Origin of the sequence: Pseudoalteromonas sp. APC 3694 (genome assembly GCF_030407565.1) — a bacterium.
GTDB classification, from domain to species: domain Bacteria; phylum Pseudomonadota; class Gammaproteobacteria; order Enterobacterales; family Alteromonadaceae; genus Pseudoalteromonas; species Pseudoalteromonas tetraodonis.
Genome location: NZ_JASDDE010000038.1, coordinates 14,847 through 39,336 on the forward strand (window position 1 = coordinate 14,847; position 24,490 = coordinate 39,336).

The 24,490-nt window shown below is 41.6% G+C and carries 22 protein-coding genes and 1 other RNA gene; 9 read left to right on the forward strand and 14 right to left on the reverse strand.

Annotation, left to right across the window (positions count from 1 at the left end):
* Positions 1-4: 4 nt before the first annotated feature.
* The 10 genes from murG to mraZ are packed head-to-tail and all read right to left on the reverse strand — an operon-like array spanning position 5 to position 11,079.
* Entirely contained in the window at positions 5-1,081 is a 1,077-nt protein-coding gene (murG, locus tag QMA00_RS13125; RefSeq protein WP_076922442.1) for an undecaprenyldiphospho-muramoylpentapeptide beta-N-acetylglucosaminyltransferase, read from the reverse strand.
* Positions 1,078-2,253 carry a cell division protein FtsW gene (ftsW, locus tag QMA00_RS13130; RefSeq protein WP_076922443.1) on the reverse strand — a complete coding sequence of 392 codons (1,176 nt, stop codon included), beginning with the start codon at positions 2,251-2,253 and terminating at the stop codon, positions 1,078-1,080. The genes murG and ftsW overlap by 4 nt, the downstream gene beginning before the upstream one ends.
* Positions 2,250-3,584, reverse strand: coding sequence for a UDP-N-acetylmuramoyl-L-alanine--D-glutamate ligase (gene murD / locus QMA00_RS13135; RefSeq protein WP_076922444.1), 1,335 nt, complete (start codon positions 3,582-3,584; stop codon positions 2,250-2,252). The genes ftsW and murD overlap by 4 nt, the downstream gene beginning before the upstream one ends.
* On the reverse strand, positions 3,585-4,667 hold the full coding sequence (mraY, locus tag QMA00_RS13140; RefSeq protein WP_008110692.1) for a phospho-N-acetylmuramoyl-pentapeptide-transferase: 1,083 nt from the start codon (positions 4,665-4,667) through the stop codon (positions 3,585-3,587).
* Positions 4,661-6,049 carry a UDP-N-acetylmuramoyl-tripeptide--D-alanyl-D-alanine ligase gene (gene murF / locus QMA00_RS13145; protein ID WP_008110694.1) on the reverse strand — a complete coding sequence of 463 codons (1,389 nt, stop codon included), beginning with the start codon at positions 6,047-6,049 and terminating at the stop codon, positions 4,661-4,663. Before murF ends, mraY begins: the two co-directional genes overlap by 7 nt.
* Positions 6,046-7,524: a UDP-N-acetylmuramoyl-L-alanyl-D-glutamate--2,6-diaminopimelate ligase gene (murE, locus tag QMA00_RS13150; RefSeq protein WP_290157586.1), complete on the reverse strand. Its 1,479-nt coding sequence runs from the start codon at positions 7,522-7,524 to the stop codon at positions 6,046-6,048. The genes murF and murE overlap by 4 nt, the downstream gene beginning before the upstream one ends.
* Complete coding sequence (locus QMA00_RS13155) at positions 7,517-9,334, reverse strand: penicillin-binding transpeptidase domain-containing protein (RefSeq protein ID WP_290157572.1); 1,818 nt, start codon at positions 9,332-9,334, stop codon at positions 7,517-7,519. Before QMA00_RS13155 ends, murE begins: the two co-directional genes overlap by 8 nt.
* A complete protein-coding gene (ftsL, locus tag QMA00_RS13160; protein ID WP_008110697.1) occupies positions 9,331-9,657 on the reverse strand; it encodes a cell division protein FtsL in 327 nt (108 codons plus the stop codon). Before ftsL ends, QMA00_RS13155 begins: the two co-directional genes overlap by 4 nt.
* Positions 9,654-10,592, reverse strand: a complete 939-nt coding sequence (gene rsmH, locus QMA00_RS13165; protein ID WP_008110698.1) for a 16S rRNA (cytosine(1402)-N(4))-methyltransferase RsmH — start codon at positions 10,590-10,592, stop codon at positions 9,654-9,656. The genes ftsL and rsmH overlap by 4 nt, the downstream gene beginning before the upstream one ends.
* Before the next feature lie 28 nt (positions 10,593-10,620).
* Positions 10,621-11,079 carry a division/cell wall cluster transcriptional repressor MraZ gene (mraZ, locus tag QMA00_RS13170; RefSeq protein ID WP_008110699.1) on the reverse strand — a complete coding sequence of 153 codons (459 nt, stop codon included), beginning with the start codon at positions 11,077-11,079 and terminating at the stop codon, positions 10,621-10,623.
* Positions 11,080-11,653: 574 nt separating this feature from the next.
* Here mraZ and QMA00_RS13175 point away from each other — a divergent pair.
* Genes QMA00_RS13175 through QMA00_RS13185 form a run of 3 tightly spaced genes read left to right on the forward strand, consistent with a single transcriptional unit; the run spans position 11,654 to position 12,673 of the window.
* Positions 11,654-11,971 carry a hypothetical protein gene (locus QMA00_RS13175; protein WP_016899504.1) on the forward strand — a complete coding sequence of 106 codons (318 nt, stop codon included), beginning with the start codon at positions 11,654-11,656 and terminating at the stop codon, positions 11,969-11,971.
* A gap of 5 nt (positions 11,972-11,976) precedes the next feature.
* Positions 11,977-12,417: a hypothetical protein gene (locus tag QMA00_RS13180; protein WP_290157574.1), complete on the forward strand. Its 441-nt coding sequence runs from the start codon at positions 11,977-11,979 to the stop codon at positions 12,415-12,417.
* 13 nt (positions 12,418-12,430) lie between these two features.
* Positions 12,431-12,673, forward strand: a complete 243-nt coding sequence (locus QMA00_RS13185) for a hypothetical protein (protein ID WP_290157576.1) — start codon at positions 12,431-12,433, stop codon at positions 12,671-12,673.
* Between the two features lie 22 nt (positions 12,674-12,695).
* On the opposite strand, the gene QMA00_RS13190 is transcribed toward QMA00_RS13185, so the two are convergent.
* Positions 12,696-13,541 carry a pirin family protein gene (locus QMA00_RS13190; protein WP_290157578.1) on the reverse strand — a complete coding sequence of 282 codons (846 nt, stop codon included), beginning with the start codon at positions 13,539-13,541 and terminating at the stop codon, positions 12,696-12,698.
* 249 nt (positions 13,542-13,790) lie between these two features.
* On the opposite strand from QMA00_RS13190, the gene QMA00_RS13195 reads away from it, so the two are divergent.
* Entirely contained in the window at positions 13,791-16,817 is a 3,027-nt protein-coding gene (locus QMA00_RS13195) for an EAL domain-containing protein (RefSeq protein ID WP_290157580.1), read from the forward strand.
* 23 nt (positions 16,818-16,840) lie between these two features.
* Here the strand turns inward: QMA00_RS13195 and QMA00_RS13200 are convergent, their stop codons facing one another.
* Entirely contained in the window at positions 16,841-17,788 is a 948-nt protein-coding gene (locus QMA00_RS13200; RefSeq protein WP_016899509.1) for a YihY/virulence factor BrkB family protein, read from the reverse strand.
* Positions 17,789-17,911: 123 nt separating this feature from the next.
* On the opposite strand from QMA00_RS13200, the gene QMA00_RS13205 reads away from it, so the two are divergent.
* Complete coding sequence (locus QMA00_RS13205; protein WP_290157588.1) at positions 17,912-19,060, forward strand: mechanosensitive ion channel family protein; 1,149 nt, start codon at positions 17,912-17,914, stop codon at positions 19,058-19,060.
* A gap of 231 nt (positions 19,061-19,291) precedes the next feature.
* On the opposite strand, the gene rnpB is transcribed toward QMA00_RS13205, so the two are convergent.
* Positions 19,292-19,657, reverse strand: an RNA gene (gene rnpB / locus QMA00_RS13210) — RNase P RNA component class A.
* Between the two features lie 42 nt (positions 19,658-19,699).
* Complete coding sequence (rsmI, locus tag QMA00_RS13215) at positions 19,700-20,557, reverse strand: 16S rRNA (cytidine(1402)-2'-O)-methyltransferase (protein ID WP_033104330.1); 858 nt, start codon at positions 20,555-20,557, stop codon at positions 19,700-19,702.
* A gap of 60 nt (positions 20,558-20,617) precedes the next feature.
* On the opposite strand from rsmI, the gene QMA00_RS13220 reads away from it, so the two are divergent.
* From QMA00_RS13220 to dolP, 4 genes are all read left to right on the forward strand, one after another.
* The gene (locus tag QMA00_RS13220; RefSeq protein WP_036981303.1) at positions 20,618-22,498 is read left to right on the forward strand and encodes a penicillin-binding protein activator; all 1,881 of its coding nucleotides are present in this window, start codon (positions 20,618-20,620) and stop codon (positions 22,496-22,498) included.
* Positions 22,499-22,507: 9 nt separating this feature from the next.
* Positions 22,508-22,879: a YraN family protein gene (locus tag QMA00_RS13225; protein ID WP_016899512.1), complete on the forward strand. Its 372-nt coding sequence runs from the start codon at positions 22,508-22,510 to the stop codon at positions 22,877-22,879.
* A gap of 151 nt (positions 22,880-23,030) precedes the next feature.
* Entirely contained in the window at positions 23,031-23,624 is a 594-nt protein-coding gene (locus QMA00_RS13230; RefSeq protein WP_008110721.1) for an SIS domain-containing protein, read from the forward strand.
* Positions 23,617-24,183, forward strand: a complete 567-nt coding sequence (dolP, locus tag QMA00_RS13235; protein WP_262976644.1) for a division/outer membrane stress-associated lipid-binding lipoprotein — start codon at positions 23,617-23,619, stop codon at positions 24,181-24,183. The genes QMA00_RS13230 and dolP overlap by 8 nt, the downstream gene beginning before the upstream one ends.
* Positions 24,184-24,490 lie beyond the last annotated feature (307 nt).

Below are 24,490 nucleotides of genomic sequence, written 5' to 3' on the forward strand. Positions count from 1 at the left end.
TCACTTATGTTCTCTTATTTGTTACTTGCTCACAGTGCATTGCTACGCTTGCTGTGGCATCTAAAATAGCTTGCTGTTTTGCTTTGCCAGCCATTTTAGTTATTAATAAAGGTTCGGCTAAATAGGGGCTTAAAAGTTCAACAATACTGCGCTGATTAAATTGCCCTTGTGGCATTAATAACGCCCCCTCTGCCATTACTAAATACTGTGCATTGGCTGTTTGATGATCATCAACCGCGTGTGGAAACGGCACAAATACCGCCATTTTACCCGCTGCGGCAATTTCACTTACCGTAAGCGCACCCGCACGACAAATCACAATATCTGCCCAGCTATAAGCGGTATCCATATCATCAATAAATTCAGCAACGGTCACTTGCTCATTGCCCATTTGTTGCTGCTGGTAACTTTCACTTACACTAGCAAGGTGCCCTTTACCGGTTTGATGCCAAATATTAATGGCACAAGTATCATTTAAGCGCTTAAATGCTTCAGGTAGTGTTTGGTTAAGTACTTGCGCACCTAACGAACCACCCACCACTAAAATATTTATAGGGCTGGTTACTTCGCGCTCAGTAATATCAATCACGCTCTGGCGTACAGGATTACCTACCAGCTCTGCTTTGCCATTGGCAAAAGCACTGGGGAAAGCCGCTAACACGCGATTAGCACATTTAGCCAACCACCTATTACTCATGCCTGCTACGGCATTTTGTTCGTGAATCACCAAAGGAATACCCAGGCTTTTTGCCGCAATACCTGTTGGGCCAGTTACATACCCCCCCATTGCTAAAACGACGTCAGGGCGTTGTTGTTTTAATACCTTACGCGCTTGCAATATTGCATTAATAACCATGAATGGCGCTTTAATAAGGCGTTTTAAACCATTCCCTCGCACGCCTTTTACGTCAATAAAATCAATTTCTATGTTGTGCTTGGGCACGACACTGGCTTCCATTCTATCTGGGGTACCTATCCAGCTAACTTGCCAACCTTGCTGTTTGAGATAATCAGCAACGGCAATCCCTGGAAAAATATGTCCACCTGTGCCCCCTGCTACAACGACTATTTTTTTACTCATCGCTTAGCTCCACCTGACGTGGCTTGTTTCGTTGCCATCTTGGTCTCAAAATCTACACGTAATAAAATACCGGTTGCTATGGTCATCATTAATAAACTTGAGCCACCATAAGAAATAAACGGCAAGGTTAATCCTTTGGTTGGTAAAATACCGGCACTGGCGCCCACATTAACCATAGTTTGAAACGCAAACCAAATACCAATTGCTAAGGCTAAGTAGCCTTCATATTCTTTGCCGTTTTTAAGCGCGTTTTGGCCAATGAGTAAAGCTCTAAATACTAAAGTACCGAGTACCATTAAAATGCTCAGCACCCCCATAAAACCTAACTCTTCAGCAATAACAGCAAAAATAAAGTCGGTGTGCGCTTCTGGTAAATATTGTAATTTTTGTACGCTGTTTCCTAGGCCTTGGCCAAACCAATCGCCTTGACTATAAGCCATTAGTGATTGCACTAATTGATAGCCTTTGCCAAAAGGGTCATCCCAAGGTTCTAAAAAGCCAACCACACGCGCCATACGATATGGCTCTAACACAATAAGCCCAACCACTAGCGCAATACCGGTTAAAATAAGTGCAAAAAACTGCCAAAGCTTGGCACCGGCTAAAAACAACAAACCAACCGTAGTAACAAACATCACCACCACAGTCCCTAAATCGGGCTGCATTAAAATAAGTGCTGCATAAACTGCAAATACCGCTATGGGTTTAGCAAAGCCTTTTATGTTTTCTTGAACTTCATTGCGCTTACGTACTAAGTAGCCTGCGATATAACTAAAAAAGAACAACTTAGCTAGCTCCGAGGCTTGAATATTAAACGGTCCTACGGGTATCCAGCGGGTTGAACCATTAACTTCACGTCCTACAATAAGTACCACTAATAACAGTACTAAACCGATTAGTAATAAATAGGGGTTAGCTTTTTTCCACCACGACATAGGTACTTGAGTACTAATGCAAAATAAACAAAACGATAGCCCTAAAAAAATGCCCTGGCGGATAGTAAAATGATAAATATTACCAAACAGTCTATCGGCTGTCGGCATTGAGGCACTGGTTACCATCACAAAGCCCACACCAATCAGCATTAGCATGCAATAAAGCAGTGGCACATCATAAAGCTGCGCTGAAGGTTTAGGGGTGAGAGCCTCTTTAATATCAGCAAAAGCAATCATGACAGCCCCTGCAATACACATTGCACAAAATCATCGCCGCGTTGCATATAATTGTTATACATATCAATGCTGGCACAGGCAGGTGCGAGTAAAACGGTATCGCCCGATTTACTTAATTGCTTTGCAAGCGTCACAGCCTCAGACATATTATTGGTTAAATGACCTTTAGCACTCAGTGCCACTAAATCTTTGGCATCTTTACCAAAACAAATCAGCGCTTTTACATGCTTTTCAATATAAGGCTTTAACACCTCTAAATCCGCACCTTTAGCATCACCACCAGCAATAACGACTAGGTTTTCGTGCTTACCCGCTAAACTATCTATTGCCGCCACTGTTGCGCCTACATTGGTGGCTTTAGAGTCGTTAAAGTATTTAACGCCATTGAACTCACCCACAAACTGACAACGGTGCGCTAAGCCATTAAATTGAGCTAATGCGGTTTTGTAGTGCGCCTTAGTAATTGCAAATGGACTGAGTAATGCCATCACTGCCAACGTATTTAAATAGTTATGCTTACCCACAACGGCTAAAGCACTTACTGGTAAATAAGCTTCGTCCTTTACCATAAAGTGCGCTTCGTTATTGTGCTGTGCTAAGTGGTAATTGCCTTGTGTTTCACCAAAACTCAGTTGTGGTGCTAACGTGCGACTCACAGGGTGTGTTTGCTTATCTTCAGCATTAATCACTAAGTGTTCAGCACCGTTATAAATACTTAATTTTGAATCTATATAGGCTTGGTAACTATCATAACGATCGAGATGATCTTCTGAAATATTAAGCACGGTTGCACTAGTCGTTTTTAGGCTGCGTGTGGTATCAAGCTGAAAACTTGATAGCTCCAATACAAATACATCAAAGTCACCGTCAAGCAAATCCAGTACCGCTGTGCCAATGTTGCCACCGAGTGCCACTTTATAACCTGCGGTTTTTAATACTTCGTAGGCAAGTGTTACTACGGTTGATTTGCCATTTGAGCCTGTTACAGCAACGACTGGTTTGCTATTAATGCGCGCAAATAACTCAACATCACCAATCACTTCAACGCCTGCGTTAATTGCCTTCGCAACCGCAGGGTTTTTTAAGCCCAGCCCGGGACTAATAATAATCATATCGCAAGCACTGAGCGCCGCATTTTCTAAGTCACCAAAGTGAGTTTTTAATTGAGGTGCGTGCTGATTGAGCCAATCAACACCTGGCGGATTCTCTCTGCTATCGACCACATAAGGCTGTATTGATTGAGATAATAAAAAACGCACAATGCCCAGACCGGTTACACCGAGTCCGAGCACTGTTATGTGTTTATTTTTTATCTCGTTTAAATACTGCATTTATCGGATCTTTAATGTCGCAAGGCCAGCGAGTACCAGCACAATAGAAATTATCCAAAAGCGCACAATAACGCGTGGCTCCGGCCAACCTTTAAGTTCGTAATGGTGATGAATAGGCGCCATTCTAAAAATGCGTTGCCCACGTAATTTGTAAGAGCCAACTTGTAAAATTACCGATAGCGCTTCCATTACAAACACGCCCCCCATAATAATCAGTAACAGCTCTTGGCGAACAAGTACGGCAATAATCCCCAATGCACCACCCAGTGCTAATGAGCCTACATCGCCCATAAATACTTGCGCCGGATACGTGTTAAACCATAAAAAACCTAACCCAGCCCCTACAATAGCGGTACATACCACAACCAACTCACTCGCCAGTGGTAAATGCGGAATATGCAAATAAGCCGAAAAATTAATATTACCCGTTAAGTAAGCAATAATGGCCAGTGCTGCAGCCACTAAAATAGTAGGTACAATGGCTAAACCGTCTAGACCGTCGGTTAAATTAACCGCGTTTGACGTGCCCACCAACGCAAAGTAGGTGATCACGATATAAAACAACCCCAGCTGTGGCAGTACATCTTTAAAAAATGGCACAACAAGAGATGTTTCTGTCGCTTGTGTGCTGCTCATGTAAAGCGCAGTGGCTACAACCAGTGCAATTACCGATTGCCAAAAGTATTTCCACTTTGCAATAAGTCCTTTTGGATCTTTGCGGATCACCTTACGGTAATCATCAATAAAGCCCACAATACCTAATGAGCCAATTACAAATAAAGTGGCCCATACGTATTTATTAGACAAGTCTGCCCATAATAATGTGCTGGTAAAAATAGCCCCTAAAATAAGTAAGCCACCCATGGTCGGTGTACCCGATTTAGATAGGTGCGATTGCGGACCATCATCACGTACTGTTTGCCCTATTTGCATGCGTTGCAACGCACGAATTAACTTAGGACCAAAATACAACGACATCATCAATGCGGTTAAAATACCTAAAATGGCACGCAGGGTTAAATACGAAAAAACATTAAAGCCACTATAATATTGAGTTAAATACTCAGCCAGCCAAACTAACATGATGATACTCCATTGATGGCTTGTTGCTGGCCATTAACTAAATCGGTTACTAAAAGCTCCATGCGAGAACTGCGTGATCCTTTCACGACAAGGGTAATTTTTTTATCTACTTTACTAATGCTGTTTTGAATTTGCTGCAGCATTTGCTCACGATTAGAGAAATGGCGATTTGGCAGCCCAAATACATCACTGGCACATTTACTTAATACTCCGAGTGTAAATAACTCATCAATGCCTTGCGCTAATGCGTATTCACCGACTTCTTGATGATATTTACGGGCATCTTCGCCAAGTTCACCCATATCACCGAGTGCCAAAATACGATGACCTTGAATATCACTAAGTAAATCAATCGCAGCTTTCACCGACTTTACGTTGGCATTGTATGTATCATCGATAATGGTGAGTGAATCACTGGCTTCAATTAGGTTAACCCGTCCTTTAACTTCACCCATGGTCGCTAACGCGCTGGCAATGTCCTCAAGTGACACGTCAAACTCACTTGTTAACGCCGCAGCAATAAGCGCGTTACTAATATTATGTTTACCTGGCAGTGCTAACTTAACCGGCACACTGTGTTGCTTGGTGCACAAAGTAAAGCTTGCGCGAGCTTGTGCATCTAGGCTGATGTCTTCAGCCCAAATATCGAGCTTTTCACTACTCGAAAAACATTTAATATTGCGCGTTGCTAACTTATCAAGCCAATATTGACTAAAGTCACTATCGCAATTGACGATGGCGATGCCATCCTCTTTTAATCCGTCGTAAATTTCACCTTTTGCTTGTGCCACACCTTGCAGGCTACCAAAGCCTTCCAAGTGGGCAGCAGCAACATTACATACCACAGCTACATCCGGTTTGGTCATCGCGGTGGTGTATGCAATTTCACCTATGTGGTTAGCGCCTAATTCAATTACCGCAAAGCGATGTTGTGGCTCTAATCTGAGTAAAGTTAACGGTACGCCAATGTCGTTGTTAAAATTACCTTTAGTGGCTAATACATCCCCTTTACTTGATAAAATAGCGGCACACATTTCTTTAACTGTGGTTTTACCTACGCTGCCAGTAATAGCGATAGTTTTAGGTGCAACTTGCGCCATCACTGCTGTACCAATTGTGCCTAATGCAATACGGGTATCGGCAACTACAAATTGAGCAATATCGGTATCAACAGCGTGATCGACAATCACGCCTATAGCGCCTTTTTGTTTTGCTTGTTCAATAAATTTATGACCATCAAAATTTGGGCCCTTAAGCGCCAAAAACACTTCACCATCACACAAAGTACGGGTATCGGTGTTTATATTTATCACCTTGCGATTATCACCTTGATAATCGGTTGCTAGCACATTAGCTAGCCAATCAAAATCCATTGGGATCATGCTTGAGACCCTCTTACTGCTTTTTTTAATTGTTGTTGTACAAATTGGCGGTCGCAAAAATCGATGCGTGTATCGCCTATAATTTGATAGTCTTCATGCCCTTTACCGGCAATTAAAATAACCTCACCGGCTTTTGCGTTATCTATAGCAAATTGTATCGCGGCACCGCGATCGGCCTCTAAAAGAGCGTTTTCTGGATGCTCTAATCCCGCAGCTACATCATTAATAATGTCATTAGGGTCTTCAGAGCGTGGGTTATCACTGGTAATAATCACTTTGTTTGCAAACTGCTCAGCAGCTTGTGCCATTAGTACACGCTTTCCTTTATCTCTGTCGCCGCCACAACCAAACACACAACTCACTCCACCTGGTACATGTTGCTGCAGCGCTTGTAACGCTAAAGCCAACGCATCTGGCGTATGCGCATAATCAACAACGCAAGTAGGCATACTTGGCGCTGTAAATGCTTGCATCCTGCCGGCTACCGGCTGTAAATACTCACATCCTGCTACTAACTGTGTTAATGGATAGCCTAGCGCTAATAGCGTTGCTAACGCAGCCGTTAAATTATAAAGATTAAATTCACCAAACAGCGGTGATTTTATGGCAACATCACCCCAGCTAGTAGTTAATTGCGCCGAAATACCGGTTGCTGAATACTGAACATCTGAAAAATACACAAACTGTGCATTTTTAGGGGCTAAGTTTTTACGGCCATAACAAATAAGACTATTAAAGCTGTATTTTTCAATCCATTGCTCTGCTTGTCCGTCATCCTGATTAAGAATGACATAGTCAGCATCAAAATCACGAAACAGCATTAATTTAGCATCACCATAGCTTTGCATATCGCCATGGTAATCTAAGTGATCTCGCGACAAGTTAGTAAACACTGCAGCTTTAAAATAGCATTGATCAACACGGTGCTGTACCAAACCATGCGATGACACTTCCATAGCAACCAATTGGTGTTGCTCATTTTTTAAGTCGCTTAAAATACGCTGTAAATCGACTGCTGAAGGCGTAGTATTTTGCAGTGGTGTTAAGTTATCTGGATGGCCGTGACCTAAGGTACCAATAATAGCGGCTTGGGTATGACAAAATTGCGCTAAATGAGCAATCATTGCTGTGGTAGTCGATTTACCATTGGTGCCCGTTACGCCAACTAAATCTAAGTGCTTGCTCGGTTGTTGGTAAAATTGACTCGCCAATACAGGCAGTTTCTTATTCAATTCTGAGACTAAATAAAGCGGCTCAAAATCACTTTCAAATTCACACAGTCTGTCGGCAATAATTGCACTGGCACCATTTTCAATTGCTTTACTAATAAAGTGCCCACCATCTAACTGGTGCCCTTTTATCGCCACAAACACATCACCTGGTTTTACATCGCGGCTATCTAAACGCAGCTCGTTTACCATTAAACGTGCTGCATCTATTTCTAAATGTTTTAAAATTGTGTGTAAATCACGCACCATCATCTTTGCCCTTCACGTATGCCACCGAGTCTTTGTCTGGGGCAACGTTTAAAATTCTTAATGAATTAGAGATTATTTCTGCAAACGCTGGACCTGCTGTTGCGCCGCCATAATAAACATCTCCACCGGGCTCGTTAATTAATACCACAACGGCTAATCGCGGGTTACTCGCAGGGGCAATGCCCGCAAAATAACCTACATATTCGTCACCATAGCCCCCTGCGGCGGCTTTTTTAGAGGTGCCTGTTTTACCAGCAGCGCGGTAACCATCCACTTTAACGCGGCGTGCGGTACCGCCTTCTTCAAATACGCTTTCCATCATATGTACAACGGCTTCAACATCTTCTTGTTGAAAGACACGCTCACCTTCAGGTATAGAATCTTGCTTTAGTACAGTAAGCGGACGATTAACCCCGCCTGCCCCTAACATGGCGTAAAAACGTGCCATTTGCGCGGTACTCACGGCAATATTGTAACCAAACGAGAGCGCTGCAATTTCGTGATCTGACCAACGGCGGTTAGGGTAAAATAAGCCACTACTTTCGCCTACCATGCCAGTACCACTATCACTGCCAAATCCCACTTTTTGATACAGGCCCACAAAGTACTCTTTGGGTACTGTTTGGCTTATTTTGGTTACTCCCATATTACTGGAGTATTTTAAAATTTCGCGCAGCGTCATTTCGCCATGATTACGGGTATCTTGTACTAAGCTGCCCCCTAAGCGCATCCAGCCTGGGTAGGTATCAACTTTGTCATCCGGTTGGATTGTGCCGTAGTCTAATCCAGCTAAAATGGCTAGAGGCTTAACAGCTGAGCCGGGTTCAAACAAATCGGTAATAGCGCGGTTACGCCGTTTATGAGGAGCCGCCCCGCTTAAGTTGTTAGGATTAAATGATGGGCTATTGACCATGGCCAAGACTTCACCGGTTTTAACATCTACTACCATGGCAGAACCTGAGGTCGCTTTATAAGTTAATACCGCTGATTTAACTGCTTTATAGGCAATGGCTTGAATTCGCTGATCAATACTTAGCTGAATGCTTTCAGGCTCTACTCGCTCACGTTCATCAAGCACTTCAACTTCACGCCCTTGCGCATCTTTGCGAATGGTACGGCGACCTTCTTCACCGGTTAACGCGTTTTCATAAAGCTTTTCTATGCCCTCAATGCCTTTACCATCAATATTGGTAAACCCAATAACATGCGCACTTACTTCACCGGCGGGATAATAACGTTTTGATTCATCTAATAAATGAATACCAGGTAGGCGTAAATCACCGATGTAATTAGCCACGGCGGGAGTCACTTGGCGTTTTAAATACACAAAGCGACGAGTAGGATCATCAAGTAATCGCGTGTTAATTTTACTAGGCTCAATGCGCAACACATCAGCCAATTCACGCCAGCGTAAATCATTTTTATAATACAGGGCGGTACGCTTATTTAACTCAGCAACATTTTCACGAAGCGTTTGCTGATCTTCACCGTTTTTGCGTGCTTGCCTAAGTACTTTACTAACCAGTGATTTATGCAGGGCTTTAGGATCTGCATACACACTGACTACAGGCACACTAACAGCTAACTCTTTACCGTTACGATCGAAGATCATACCGCGTTGCACATGCAATTTTTCAACACGTACTGTACGCTTGTCACTTTCGGAGCGAGCCTTATCGGGTTCAATTACTTGCAAATATGCGGCGCGCGATACCAAAGTCACAAACACTAAAAAAATCACCGCGCACACTAAAATAAAGCGCCATGCTATTAGGTTATTGACTGGTTTTTTGCCTCGCATTCTCATTGTAATATAATTACCTGCTCATCTTGGCTGGTTGGCCGCTTCATTTCGAGTTGTGACGTTGCCACTTCTTCAATGCGCGCATGTTGTGAATAAAACTCTTCTTCCACTAAAAAATAACGCCATTCTAAATCCAATTCGTCACGCTCTTGGAGCAACGAATCTTGCTCAATTAATTGCGCACGAGATAAATGAGTTACTTGCACCACACTCAAGCTTGATGCGAATATCACAACCAACAAGGCCAAGGTGATCTTGTTCGCACCTAGGCCTTTAATTATTTCAAGAAATAAATTGGGTTGGCGATAGCTCGCTTTTTTACTCATCCCAACCTCTGTGCGATCCTTAGCACTGAGCTGCGAGAGCGTGGATTACGCGCCACTTCATCAGCACTTGGTTTAATAGCTTTACCCACTGCTTTTAACGTCAGATTTTTATTTATTTGTGCGTCGGTTAAAGGCAGACCTCTGGGTATCGCTTCTCCCTTACTCTGTTTTTTAATAAATTGTTTAACAATGCGATCTTCTAAAGAATGAAACGAAATAACCACTAAGCGACCACCCGGCTTAAGAACTTTAATCGCCGCTTGTAATGCCGTTTGAATTTCCTCTAACTCGCTATTGATATAAATACGAATAGCCTGAAAAGTCCGCGTTGCAGGATGTTTAAACTTATCTTTCACCGGTACGGCTTCATCGACTAAATCAGCGAGCTGCTTAGTGGTAGTGATTGGCGTGTGTTCACGCACTTCTAAAATTTTGTGCGCAATGCGCTTACCAAATTTTTCTTCACCTAGCTTTTTGATCACATGAGTAATGTCATCTAATTCAGCCTCAGCTAACCACTGCGCTGCGCTGCGACCTGTACTTGGATCCATTCGCATATCAAGCGGGCCATCTTTCATAAAGCTAAAGCCACGCGCTGCGTCATCTAGCTGCGGCGACGACACACCAATATCAAGTAAAATGCCATCAACCTGACCAATAAGATCGTTTTGCTCAGCTACCTCGTATAACTTTGAAAAACGAGAATGAGCAATTGAAAAACGCGGATCATCAGCAAACTTTTCAGCAGACTTTATCGCTTGTGGATCTTGGTCAATGGCCTGCAAACGACCGCTTTCACCTAAGCGCGCTAATATTTGCCCTGAATGCCCGCCACGTCCAAAGGTACCATCCATGTATATGCCGTCTGGCTTAATTGCAAGTGCATCTATGGTTTCGTCCATTAATACGGATACGTGTTCAAATTGCGCTGTCATTAGCTGTTATTTGCCTTTTATTTTGCTGCTAGAGGGTGAAGTTATCTAAATCGTCATTCGGTTCAAAATCACCGAGCCTCTCAAGCTCAGTGTCTTGGCGCATCTGTTCGTGCCAACGTGCTTCATCCCAAATTTCAAATTTATTCATTAAACCCACCAGCATAATTTTTTTGCCTAGTTCTGCATGTGAGCGCAATGAAGGCGCCAACAAAATTCGACCGTTTTTATCAAGCTGATACTCTGTCGCATTACCTAACAACATACGTTGCATCCGTCGTGCTCTGGGATTCATATTAGATATTTTTGCTAAACGGCTTTCTATTTCTAACCATTCAGCAAGAGGGTATAACCAAAGGCAAGGCTCATTGAGTGCAACGGTGCAAATTACCGTTCCCTGATCTTCAGACAATAGCGTATCTCGGTACTTAGTCGGTACCGCAAAGCGTCCTTTATCATCCAAACTCAGTGAACTTGCGCCACGAAACATAAAAAGCCTATTGTAAATTTATTTTAATCAACTTTTTGATTAACCCGATCCAGTTTGATCCACTAAACACCACTTTTTACCACAGTGCTCCAGTTTAGGGCTTGACAAGCCTTTTTGTCAAGTAAGTCACCCAGCTTTAGCACCCCGCGAAGCCTGAAAAAATAAGGCTCCGATTAAAGCGATTGAATTGTTTAATAAAAAATCTGATCAGCCAGTAAAAAATTTTTTATCGTGCTTTTTATTAGCTTGTTGGCATTATTTGCGTAATGAATAAACAGTGAATAATTACAATTTATTTGAGCCCTGCTGACCTTTGTGAATTAGAGTTTGGTCAAACTAGATGCGGTTTAATCGTGTCGCGAGGTTTGTAACCGAGTGGACAAAGAAAAAATCAATCTCGAATGATCAACACGTCCTAGTTTGTAAAAATTACAAACTGTTGTCGCAATAGTTACAGCTATAAACCCACTCAAAATTCGTAAAAAAAATACAATTCATATAAAACAACAGGTTAAAGGCTGGTTTAATCATTGCATCTAAATAATTACTTTTAAAAAACTATTAAGGATTGATTATGGCTACGGCAACGAAGAGCAAAACTCCTATTGATGCAAAACAAGAGATTGAAGCACCGCTAACAGATAAAGCGACATCAGCAGCGCATGACGCAGTTGATGCATTATCAAGTAAAGCGGCGGCGGCAGAAAATGGCGTTCGTAAAGGCGCAAGCAGCTCAGCTGAAACGCTTAATGAAAAGCAGTTAGCCGCTCGTGAGAAACTAGCAGAGTGTTCGTCTAAAACACGTCAACTCGCATCAGAAAACCCATTAGCAACGGCAGGTCTGGCGTTTGCTGCTGGTATGTTAGTTACAGCACTGTTTCGTCGTAAGTAATACTAATGCAAAACCAACACTCAACACCAAGTGAATCACAAGGGACAGATTCGCCATCATCGGCAAAACACGCCGATGACTGGCAAGATCATGTTGTTAAGCTTGCTGATTATGCAGCGCAGCTCAAGGATGATTATTACCAACAAGGAAAGTTAACGCATCAGCTGGCTACAGCTGAGTGGAAGCTGTCGTTAAGATCCTTAGCACTGATCACCATTCTACTAGGATGTTTTGCCAGTGGCTTGGTGTTACTGTGGGTGGGACTTTTAGGTATTGTAGGCTTTGCCACCTTTGATCTGTTTAGCTCTATCTGGCTGAGCATTGCAGTAGTGATCAGCCTACAAATTTTATGCTTAGTTTGGCTGTGGCGAAATGCCGTTTATCTGAGCAAAAAAATTGGCTTTACTAAAACGCTAAATAGTCTAAGGCAGCTGCTTAAATTATAAGGCACACACTATTATGTTAATCAATTATTTGATCAACTCACCGAACGCTCGCGTGCAACTGCTAGATAAAGAAGTTGTTATGCGATCAGAGCTAAAACGTCAGCATCTTGCAGCTATAAAATACAGAGCAAAACGCTTTGCAGCAACAAAAGTGGGGCTCGCCAGTGCGTTTGCAGCTGGCGCTGTAGTTGAGTCTGCTAAAGGTGATGCTAACACGATAAAAAAATACACTTGGTTATTAAAGCTACTTGCTTAAAAGTCATTCCCGCATCGATTCATCACGACAATGAGCCAAAAAAACCATTTTGATAATCGCTAACAGTCTGGCGAATTTCAGCCTCGGTGGTCATTACAAAAGGTCCCATGTGCGCAATTGGCTGGTTAAGTGGATCGCCTACTAAAATAAGAACCCCCGCCGCTTTCTTTGCCTGTAATGCAATGTCACTCAATGGTTCTAATATAAGCAACTTACCCGCATTAAACACGTCACCGGTCTGAGATATTAATGAGCCTGTATGAATATAAATCATCACTTTTTGCTGTTTTAAAGCCGGTAAATTAAGCCCTTCACCCGCAGGCAAAGCTACATCGGCTATAGCGCCATTAGCAGCTAAATTTTGTAAGCTTGCAGCCAATTGGTGTGATTCAAATTGCCATGTCCCTGCTAAGGCTTTAAGTGAAACACCTTGTTGATTAGTAAAACTCGGTGCTGGATGCTCTGTGGTATCTTGGTATTGAGGCTCACGCATTTTTTGAGCACTTGGCATATTGAGCCAAATTTGAAAACCATGTAAGCCTTGTTCAGCATCGGCAAGAGGCATTTCACTGTGCATAACACCGCTACCGGTACTCATCCATTGTACGTCACCAGCACGAATCACCTTTTTGTTACCCATTTGGTCTTGATGTTCAAACCCGCCTTTTAAAATATAGGTAAAGGTTTCAATACCCCTATGAGGATGAGGAGGAAAACCACCAATATAGTCACTCTCATCATCAGATTTAAGCTCATCTATCATTAAAAATGGATCTAAATATTTACCATCAAATCCTGGAATACGACGAATATTAACACCATCCCCATCTTGGGTAGCATAAGCAGTTAGTACTTTGGTTATTTTCATTTTTTGCCTAAAATAGGTTAAGTAAAAGTATAAAATGTTAATTTATTATAACTAGACCCGAAAATTAATTAATAAATTTCAGTTATATACAATAAAAGTAAATTTAATATTTGCGATATAATTTTAGTACATTAAAGGTTATTTATAGTAGAATTATTGGTCATAGTTTCACCCCATACTTATTTGGATACGATTATTTTTACTGCATCATTAAAACATCAGCTTTATCGCCTACTTATGCTAATTTGCATGCCTGGGATCGCTGTGATCTTAATTACCTTATGGTTTAGTCGCGATGCAGCACTTAAAGAAAGTGAAAAAAAAGTAATGCATATTGCTGATCATTTAGTTTTACAGCAAAAAAATATTATCGATGACGTACAACGCCTGACCCTATTCTTAGCAAACAAGCACATAAATATTACCAAAATGTCGGTCAATTGCCCGCCTTACTTTTTAGACTTACAAACATTGTATAGCAACATTGCAAATGTGAGTGTTTATGATCGACAAGGCAATATTATGTGTGCAACCAATGGCAATAACCAAAATATAAATATTAGCGATCGTCAATACTTTCAACATGCCCTCACAACTAAAGCGCTTTCAATTGGCTCTTATCAAATTGGTAGAAGTATTAATGCGCCCAATCTGAGTTTTGCTTCGCCAATATCAGATGAAAATGGCGAAATTACAGGTATGTTAGTTGCCGCAATTGCTTTGCAATGGTGGAATTCAGCGCTTAATAATTTAAATCTGCCCAATAATTCACGCGCAGTGATTACTGATTCTAACGGCCTAATTTTGGCTAATTTTCCTTTTTCAGCCGATCGATTAGGTAAAAAAATAACCAATGAAGACCTTGATCATAGCCAACAGGCCGGAATAATTTACAGAGGGAATGATGGAGCGAGCCGAATTTACAATCACACAACGCTTTATAAAGATACTAGCGGTAATCAACTATCAATTTACATTACTCAGCCAGTTGATAAAGCGATTGAGCAGATAGATATTAACTTTGTAAAAATGGTTTTAGGGTTTTTAATTACTATTCTTCTTTTAGCTGTAATGGCCAGACGACTAATCAATAAAAGTATTTTAAATCCGGTTAAAAGTTTAACGCAGGCGGTTAACCGCTTAGCGGCCGGTAATATGCCTCATGACGATGAGCAGCCCAATAGTCCTGAGCTAAATAGACTTTACCATCGTTTTAAATACATGGCCGAAACTCGCTTAATGGCTGAAGCATGCCTTAAACATAAGCATGACGAGCTCAATAGCTTACTTAATGCATTACCCGATACTTTTTTACGCGTAGATGTTAATGGCAATATTCTTGATACCGGTGGACATATTAAATCGTTAAATTATAGCCATTCAACACCCCCTAAAAAATTATCGTGTTTATTCTCTGATGCTAATTTAAAACAAGTGCAAGGGTACTTAATACCCCTGAACGCCCCTGTCACTGTTGAGCTTGAACAAAAACAAGACAATCAGTTTTATGAAGCTAAAATTAGCCCAATGAAAAAAGCCGATGAGTTTATTATCGTTATTAGTAACATCACGCAACGAAAGCAAAATCAAGAATCGTTGCATTTAGCGTCATTAGTTTACAACAACAGCAGTGAAGGCATGGCAATCACGGATGAAAATGGGGTTATTTATGATGTGAACCCTGCGTTTTGTGAAACAACTTTGTATTCTCGAAGAGAAGCTCTCAATCAAACTATTAGTATTTTATCATCGGGTAAACACGATAAGCAGTTTTATAATTACATGTGGCAATCGCTCAATAAAACAGGGCGTTGGCAAGGTGAAATAACCAATCGTCGTAAAAATGGCGAGCTGTATGTTGAATGGTTAACCATCGATACTATTTACGATAAAAATAAAGCCCCGATTAGTCGTATTGCTATTTTTACCGACCTAACCGAGAAAAAACAAGCAGATGAATTAATTTGGCGACAAGCGCATTTTGATCACTTAACCGACTTGCCTAATCGATTAGAGCTAAAAGAGCGGTTGAACAAACGATTTACGAGCGTAAACAACCACGACCAAAAACTGGTCATTATGCTATTAGATATTGATCATTTTAAAGATATTAACGACACATTGGGCCACCATTACGGCGATAGATTACTTAAGTTAGTATCTGAGCGAATTGTACAAACGGCCAAAGAGGCTGACTTTGTAGCACGAATTGGCGGAGACGAGTTTGTAGTTGTGTTTAGTGATTTACATGGCAGCGAAAACATCGAGCAAATGGCAAAATCACTTTTGCTTAGCCTTGCCTCCACTATTTTTATTGAAGATGAAAAAGTGTATATCAGTGCCAGTATTGGTATTGCCTGCGCGCCAGATGATGGCCAAAATCCAGAGCAATTACTTAAAGCTGCTGACCAAGCTATGTATAAAGCAAAAAATAGCGGTCGCAATGGCTTTGAATTTTTCTCACATGATATGCGAGAAGATGCAAACGCAAGAATGCAACTACTCAAAGAGCTTCGCTCAGCTATAGAGCTAGAACAGTTTGAATTGTATTACCAGCCTATCGTATCGCTTGGTGATTTACACATTCACAAAGCTGAGGGGCTTATTCGTTGGCAACACCCAGAAAAAGGCCTGATCAGCCCTGCTAACTTTATTCCTCTTGCTGAAGAAACCAGACAAATAAATGCGCTAGGTCAATTTGTATTTGCTGAGGCACTACAAACACTTAATGATATTAAAAAACACATTCAAGGTGAATTTCAAATAAGCATTAACGTTTCACCAGTGCAATTGGCAACCGTCGATAGCGGCATAGACGAATGGTACGATATGCTAGCAAAGGCAAATATACCAGCCTCAGCGATTGTGGCCGAAATTACTGAAGGCTTAATGGTTAATCCTGAAGAGTTGACCCAAAGCCGCCTAAAAGCCTTGGTTAAATCAGGGATGCAATTGGCGCTTGATGACTTTGGCACCGGTTACTCATCGCTTGCTTACTTGCAAGAAATGGATACCGACTACCTAAAAATAGATAAACGCTTTGTTGATAATATTCAAAAAGATAGTCAAGAGCTGGCTTTGTGTGAAGCAATCATCATGATGGCTCATCAGCTTGGTTTAAAAGTAATTGCCGAAGGCATAGAAACAAAATTACAAATGGATTTATTACTTGAGGCCGGTTGTGATTATGGTCAAGGCTATTTGTTTTCAAAGCCGCTGCACAAAGCCTCGTTTATGCAGCTGATAACAACAAATCAAGCAATTAGTTTAAAATAAAAGTCATTTAGCCCTAATACTGGTTATTTTGTGTCGAGGTGGTCTGCTACATACGCACCTCGCTGCCCTCTTTTTTTATCTGGTCCAATGGTGCTGTCTTGAGCAGTTTGCTGCTCTAACGCTGCATTGATTGTGGCTCCTAAAATAATGATATAAGCGCTAATAAATAGCCACATAAGCATAATAACCACCCCACCTAAAGAGCCATATGTTTCGTTGTAACTAGCAAAATGAGATACATAAAATGAAAAGCCAAAAGATGCCACAATCCATAATACGGTGGCGGTGAATGAGCCCACGGTAACCCAGCGCCATTTAGCTGCTTTTCTGTGAGGCGCATAACGGTATAAAATTAATAGTGCAAAGTTAAAGGTTAGTGCCAGTAATGGCCATGAGATAAGCATGATTAAAAAATCAATACTCTCTTTTATTCCTAACAGGTTAAGCGCTAGCGGTAATATACCTATAATTACCAGTGCTATTACAGCCACCACAATTGCACCTACTGAAAATAATAAACGTACAAGTTGCGCCTTAAAAAATGAACGCTTTTCGTATTCGTGATAACTAATATTACATGCTGTGATCAACGCTTGGCTGCCCTTAGAGCTACTCCAAATAGTGAGCAGTAAAGTAGCCAGCGCACTAAGGCTTAAACTAGTTTGTGACTTTTGCGCAAGACTTGAAACTTGAGATAAAATAATTTCTTGAGTGCTTTGTGGTAATAACGCCATAAACTGACTTAAATACACACTAATATCATTCGGTGATGCAAAATAAGCATACACAGACACCAATGCCGCAATGGCGGGAAAAATAGCCAGTAACGCATAAAATGCCACGCCAGCCGCCACTAAAGATAAATTATCACGGCTCATTTGTTTTACTATTCGCCTTATAATATCCCACCAGCCACGCAGAGGGATATGGTTAGGCTGCTTGGCTCTTTGGCCACGCTTAAAGTCACTCATAGTTAACTCCCTTTTCCTAATTAATTAGCAAAATGTTTGCCAAAAAAATACTGCTTGGTATTAGACTTGCTGCTATTGTTTAACACAGACCCTAATTACTTCAACCTAACACGGATGACCTCTATGCTCAGTGCTTTAATTGCAACACTCGCTAATAACACATCAATTCCAGCAATCGACACCGTTAAGCCAAACTCTATTTCCTGGAGCTTTTTAAAAGATCAAAGCGTGCAATTACTACACACATTCATGCAATTACTGCCCACTTTATTATTAGGGATTGTTATTTTGGTGATTAGTTATTTAATTGCCACACCATTATCACGCTTGTTAATAAAGCCTGTTACTTACATGACCAAGAGTAAATTAGTACACCTAGTTGCTAGGCGAGGTATTAGCACCTTAATTATTTTACTCGGGTTTTATCTATTTTTACGCTTGGCAGGACTCACCGAATTCGCGGTCGCAATTATGAGTGGCACCGGATTAATTGGGCTTATTTTAGGCTTTGCCTTTCGGGATATTGCTGAGAACTTTATTGCCAGTTTACTTTTAAGTGTACAGCGTCCATTTAAAATAGATGATGTAATAGAAGTTGATGGCAGAATTGGTATTGTTAAAAAAGTAACTGCACGGGCAACCACTTTAGTTGACTACGATGGCAATCATATTCAAATACCCAATGCGACTGTGTATAAAAATACCATTAAAAACTTAACCGCTAATCCAAAAATGCGCGGTCATTTTTCAATCGGTATTGGCTACGATAATGACATTCGCGACGCACAAAGTTTGGCAATTAGTATAATATCGCAGCAAACCTCTGTGCTTAGCGATCCACCTCCCCAAGTATTGATTGATAACTTAGGCTCCGCCACTATTAACTTTACCGTTTACTTTTGGGTCAACGGCGAACAATACAGCACGGTAAAAGTATCCTCACAGCTTATGCGAGAGTTAATCAATAGTTTTACGCAACATAATATAAGCATGCCTGACAATGCCAGAGAACGTATATTGCTCAATAGCCAAGGTGAAGATATTTATCCCATAGCAAGCGAAGCTAAAACAGAGACAACAGAGACAACAGAGACAACAGAGACAACAGAGACAACAGAGACAACAGAAGAAATTAACGAGCAATCACATATTCAAAAACATAAAACCACAGAGCATGAACACAGTATTGATGATGTAAGTAGTGATACGGATGATATTCGCGAGCAAGCCGATGAATCGCGCGATCCGGAGCAGGGAAAAAATATTATATAGAGAGGTTCGAGGTTCGAGGTTCGAGGTTCGAGGTTCGAGGTTCGAGGTTCGAGGTTCGAGAAATTTAAAAGCCTTGCGGTTAACATTACAAGGTTTTTTATGCCTGAAGGCGATAGTTAGACTCGCGTCGAGTTTAGGTTTTAAGCCCGTCACCCGCCGCTCGCTGACGGCTGACGGCATATTCCAAACACAAAAAAGCCCGCAGCGTTAACTGCGAGCTTTTTTATTGAATGAGTGAGTCAGCCTATAAGCCGGGTTCTGTCCTTTCCGAAGAAAGTGATAATCATTCGTCTAGGCCATAAATCGCTCTATGGCTCAAGCAACCTACCCGGTTCCAACGTGGGCCACGCCATAAGGAACCCTATTTGGTCTTGCTCCGAGTGGAGTTTACCTTGCAACCGACTATTACTAGCGGTCCGGTGCGCTCTTACCGCACCCTTTCACCCTTACCAATCCGAAGATTGGCGGTCTTCTCTCTGCTGCACTTGTCGTGGGCTCACGCCCCCCAGCCGTTAACTGGCACTCTGCCCTGTGGAGCCCGGACTTTCCTCCCCCTGCGCATTTTCGTTGCAGGCAGCGATTATCTTGGCTAACTCGGCGCGCAGTATACATGAGAGCACCACACTACGCAGTAAACATTTACTGTTTTTCTTCAATAATTGTTTTATACAGCGCGTTTTTCTTCATACCAAAGTAATCGGCCACCACGCCACAGGCTTTTTTCATTGGCATTTCGTTTTCAAGTAGCGCTAACATTTTGCGTGCCTCTGGCGGAATATCGTCAACTACCTTAGGTTTACCCGGCAGCATGAGTACTATTTCACCGCGCTGTTTAGTAGGATCGTCAGTTAAAAACTGCTTTAACTCAGTCACTGTGCCATTAAAAAAGGTTTCAAATGTTTTAGTGAGCTCTTTGGCAAATACCACTTGCTGCTCACCACCTAGCGCTGCTTCTAAATCGTCTAAGCTTGCCATAATACGGTGGGTACTTTCATACATAATACTGGTAATACTTGAGTTAACCGCATCAATAAAAAAATCTTGGCGTGCTTTACTTTTAGCGGGCGTAAAGCCAACAAACTGAAAACGGTCGGTTGGCAGCCCTGAACAACATACCGCCGTAATAGCAGCGCATGCACCAGGCACGGGTGTTACACTTGCGCCCTGCTCACGGCATAAATTAACAACGGCATAACCAGGGTCGCTTATAAGCGGCGTGCCGGCATCGGATACTAATGCAATATTTAACCCTTGATTAAGTTGGTCGATAATTTGCTGCGCTTTTTGCTTTTCATTATGGTCATGTAACGCAAAGGTTTTAGCCTTAATACCAAAGTGGCTGAGTAGCTTGCCAGTATGGCGAGTGTCTTCAGCCGCGATTAAGTCAACCTGCGATAATGTCGCGATTGCACGCTGACTTAAGTCGTCATAATTGCCGATTGGGGTGGCAACAACGTAAAGAGTGCCAATTTTCTGTGAATTCTCCTCATTTAACATTGAGGTCTCCTGCGTCAGTCAGTAATATAAGCAAATCGCGTTAACGTATGGGAAATCATTGTGCGACTTAAACTAGTTAGTCTATTAATTATATTGTCAGGGTTATCGGCGTGTAGCACAACCGAAAAACCAACTAAAACCAGCGATAACTTAAATAGCAGTGCCAATACGCTGAAAAATGAATCACTGAACGCGCAATCGATTTATCAATTAGCGCAAAACCGTTTTGGTGCAGATAAAATTCAACTGCTTTATAGTGCCCGTGATAGCGCCATTACTGAAGAAAACTGGCCGCTACTCGAAACAATATGTAGCGAACTTGCACTTACTGCCAGTGTTGATCAAATTCAAAACCGTTTATATATTGCCTTTGCACAAAAAGAGCAGAATAAAAATCAGCAAGCACTTGAAGTATTAAACTCACTTGAGGGACAACTCAAGCAACCCGAACATTTTGCCTGGCACCAATTTTTAACTGCCAGCATTTTTGCTTCTCAAAACTTGCCAAAACGTGCTGCACCCTATTTTTTTGCGGCGTCAGAATCTGCAACTAAAAACACTATTTCAATTCCTCAGCTTAGTGATGCACTTTGGAAAAATTTAAAGCAACTCTCATCTTACGCATTAGAACGATTTAACCGTGGTTCTGTTATTCAACAAGGTTGGGTAAACTTAGCTTTGTATCATCAAGTTTACGCCAACAGCTCGGTTGATTTAGACCAAGCCATTAATAATTGGCGCCGCCGTTACCTTGGGCATCCTGGTAACAATGTACTGCCAAAACAAGAAACGTATGCTAATGAATTAGCGCCAATTAATATTGAGCGTTTGGTTGTTTTACTGCCTCAGTCAGGTGCTAATAAGCGCCTTGGGGATGCCTTAAAAGCCGGTATATTGGCAGCGCTTGATAAAAAAGAGATCAACGAAACACTGTTTATAGATGAAAACACTGAAACAGAAGCGTTGAGCGCACAAATTTCTCAGTTACAGCCTGACTTTGTTATTGGCCCACTATTAAAAGCCAATATAGATAAGCTCGCTAATACCAATACATTACTCGATATACCCACCTTACATTTAAATACCTTTGATGGCGAAAGAACCTCGCTGCAACATTACTTTTTTGCGCTTAATCCTGAACATGAAGTACAGCAAACGCTAGAGCACTTTTTAGCACAGGGTTATCAAAAGCCGATGTTGTTAGCGCCAAATAATACCAATGGCCAGCGCTTAGTTGACTACTTTAATCTGCAGTGGCAACGCTATAGTGAAACAACCACGCAAGTTGGTTTTTATAACGATAACAAAGATATGCCCAATACCATTACTAGCTTGTTAGAAGTTGATAAGTCAAAAGAACGTATTAAATCGGTTAAAGCACTTTTTAATAAAGAAGTTGAAAGCGAAACACGCTCACGTGGCGATATTGATGCCATTTACATACTCGGCGACGCCATTGAAACCCGATTAATTAAGCCTTACCTTGATGTTAATGTGAGTACCTTTGCCGATAGAATTCCTATTTACGCCAGCTCTAAAAGCCACAGTAAGCAAATAGATACCACTGACAAAGGTGATTTAGACGGACTCTACTTTACTGAACTGCCTTGGATGTTAGACTCACAAATTAAGCAACATAATCTGCGTCAGCAATACAATGATTTATGGCCTGAACAAGCCGATATAAGCCAACGTTTATTTGCGATGGCTTATGATTCCGTCACCATGCTTAACGATATTAGACAATTGAGTGTTACACCCGATAAATACTTTTCAGGGTTGAGCGGTAAATTGTCGATTAATAGTGCCGGTGATATTGAACGTTCACTGCAATGGGCTCAGTACAGCAACCGCCGAATAAAACCGGTGGAGTTAAAAACACAACGCCCTGTGCCGCTATTTATGCAATCAGCAAACGATGGCATAACCATAATTAACTAAGGGGTTAGCATGTCGTGGTTTAAACAGCTGTGGCAAAATAGTCGTGAAAAAGGCCAGTATTATGAGCGCCAAGCGCAAAAGTATTTAGAAGCACAAGGCTTAAAAGCGATTGAGCGTAATTACTACTGCCCCTATGGCGAACTTGATGTCATTATGAAAGACGGTGACACCTTAGTGTTTGTTGAGGTTAAGTTTCGTAAAAATAATATAAAAGGCGGCGCTAATTATGCTTTAAGCCCGCAAAAGCAAGCAAAATTAAGACGAACTATTTATCATTACCTCGCGGCTAAAAACTTAAAGAATCAGCCATTACGTATTGATTATGTTGCTATAACAGGCGAGCCATCACTACACATAAACTGGCTAAAAAACGTATTTTAATACCGAGCACATACAAATGAGTGAGCAATTATTACAACAGCTAAATGCATTAATGCGTAGTTAAAAATTAACAAGCTGCTTCTAAAAATCATCATCCTTAATAAAGCGGGTGTGAGCTCACACAGAATTAGATATTAATTGTTGGTAATCCATGCAAGACACAATAAAAGAAATTTTTAAAGAAAGTATTCAAGTTCAAATTGCAGCAGGTGAAGTACTTCCTAGCGCATTGGAGTCAGCGGCATTCACCATTGCACAAAGCCTGATCAATGGTAATAAATTGATCTGTTGCGGTACTGCAAACTGCCATATGCTGGCACAACACATGGCAGGCGTACTGGTTAATTTTTACGAAACAGAACGTCCCTGCTTACCTGCAATCGCTCTCTCACAAGAAAATATTAACCTAGGTCAAGGCAATCAAATAGATGACCACGATACCTTTGCACGCCAAGTTCGTGCCTTTGCTCAGCAAGGTGACTTATTATTGGTACTTGCCATTAATGGTAATGAAAAACACATAATTTCTGCAGTAGAAGCGGCACTAACCAAAGATATGAAGGTCATAGTAATGGTAGGTGATGATGGTGGCGAACTCGTTGGCTTACTTGGGCACAACGATGTAGAAATACGTACACCGTCTAAACGCCCGAGTCGCATTATTGAATCGCATTTAGTTAACCTTCACTGTTTAAGTGAATTGGTAGATTTAACTCTTTTCCCGCAGGATGAAAATTATGTTTAAACGCTCCCTAATTATTTTAGGCACTGTTGTGTTATTGCAAGGTTGTGCCGCAGCTGTAGTCGCCGGCACAGCCAGTGCTGTTACTGCAGCAAACGATAGACGAACCATTGGCTCGCAAATAGACGACAACAACATTGAAATAAAAGCCAGCATTGCTATTAGTGAAGATGAACGTCTTAATAAGTTTGCTCATATCAGCGTTATAAGCGTTAATGGCGTGGTTTTAATGGTAGGACAAGTGCCTAACCAAGAAATGAAAAACCAAGCGTTTAAAACCATTGAGAACCTATCTGGCATTCGTAAAATTCACAACCAACTACGCATTGGCTCAAATATTGGTATTACCACGCAAACACACGACTCGTGGTTAACCTCAAAAGTAAAAGCACAGCTTTTAGCGGCTGAAAACATCAGCAGTAATAATATAAAAGTAGTGACAGAAAACGCTGAAGTTTACTTAATGGGACTAGTATCTGACGCTGAAGCAAACCAAGCCGTAAATATAGCTCGTAATGTCTCTGGCGTAGAGCGCGTTATTAAAGTGTTTGAGTATTTGTAAAAATCTCAGGTTCGAGGTTCGAGGTTCGAGGTTCGAGGTTCGAGGTTCGAGGTTCTAGGTTCTAGGTTCTAGGTTCTAGGTTCTAGGTTCGAGAAGTTTAAAAACCTTGCGGTTAACATCGCAAGGTTTTTTTATATCTGTAGGCGGGAGTTTACCTCGCGCATTATCACTAATAGACGCAGAATCAATCCGCTGCTACATCATCCAAGCTTAACCCGCTTCTCGCAGCCTTAGCCGTTGCCCGTTGCTCGTTGCCCGTTGCCCGTTGCCCGTTGCCCGTTGCCCGTGAACTTTAAACCAAATCTGC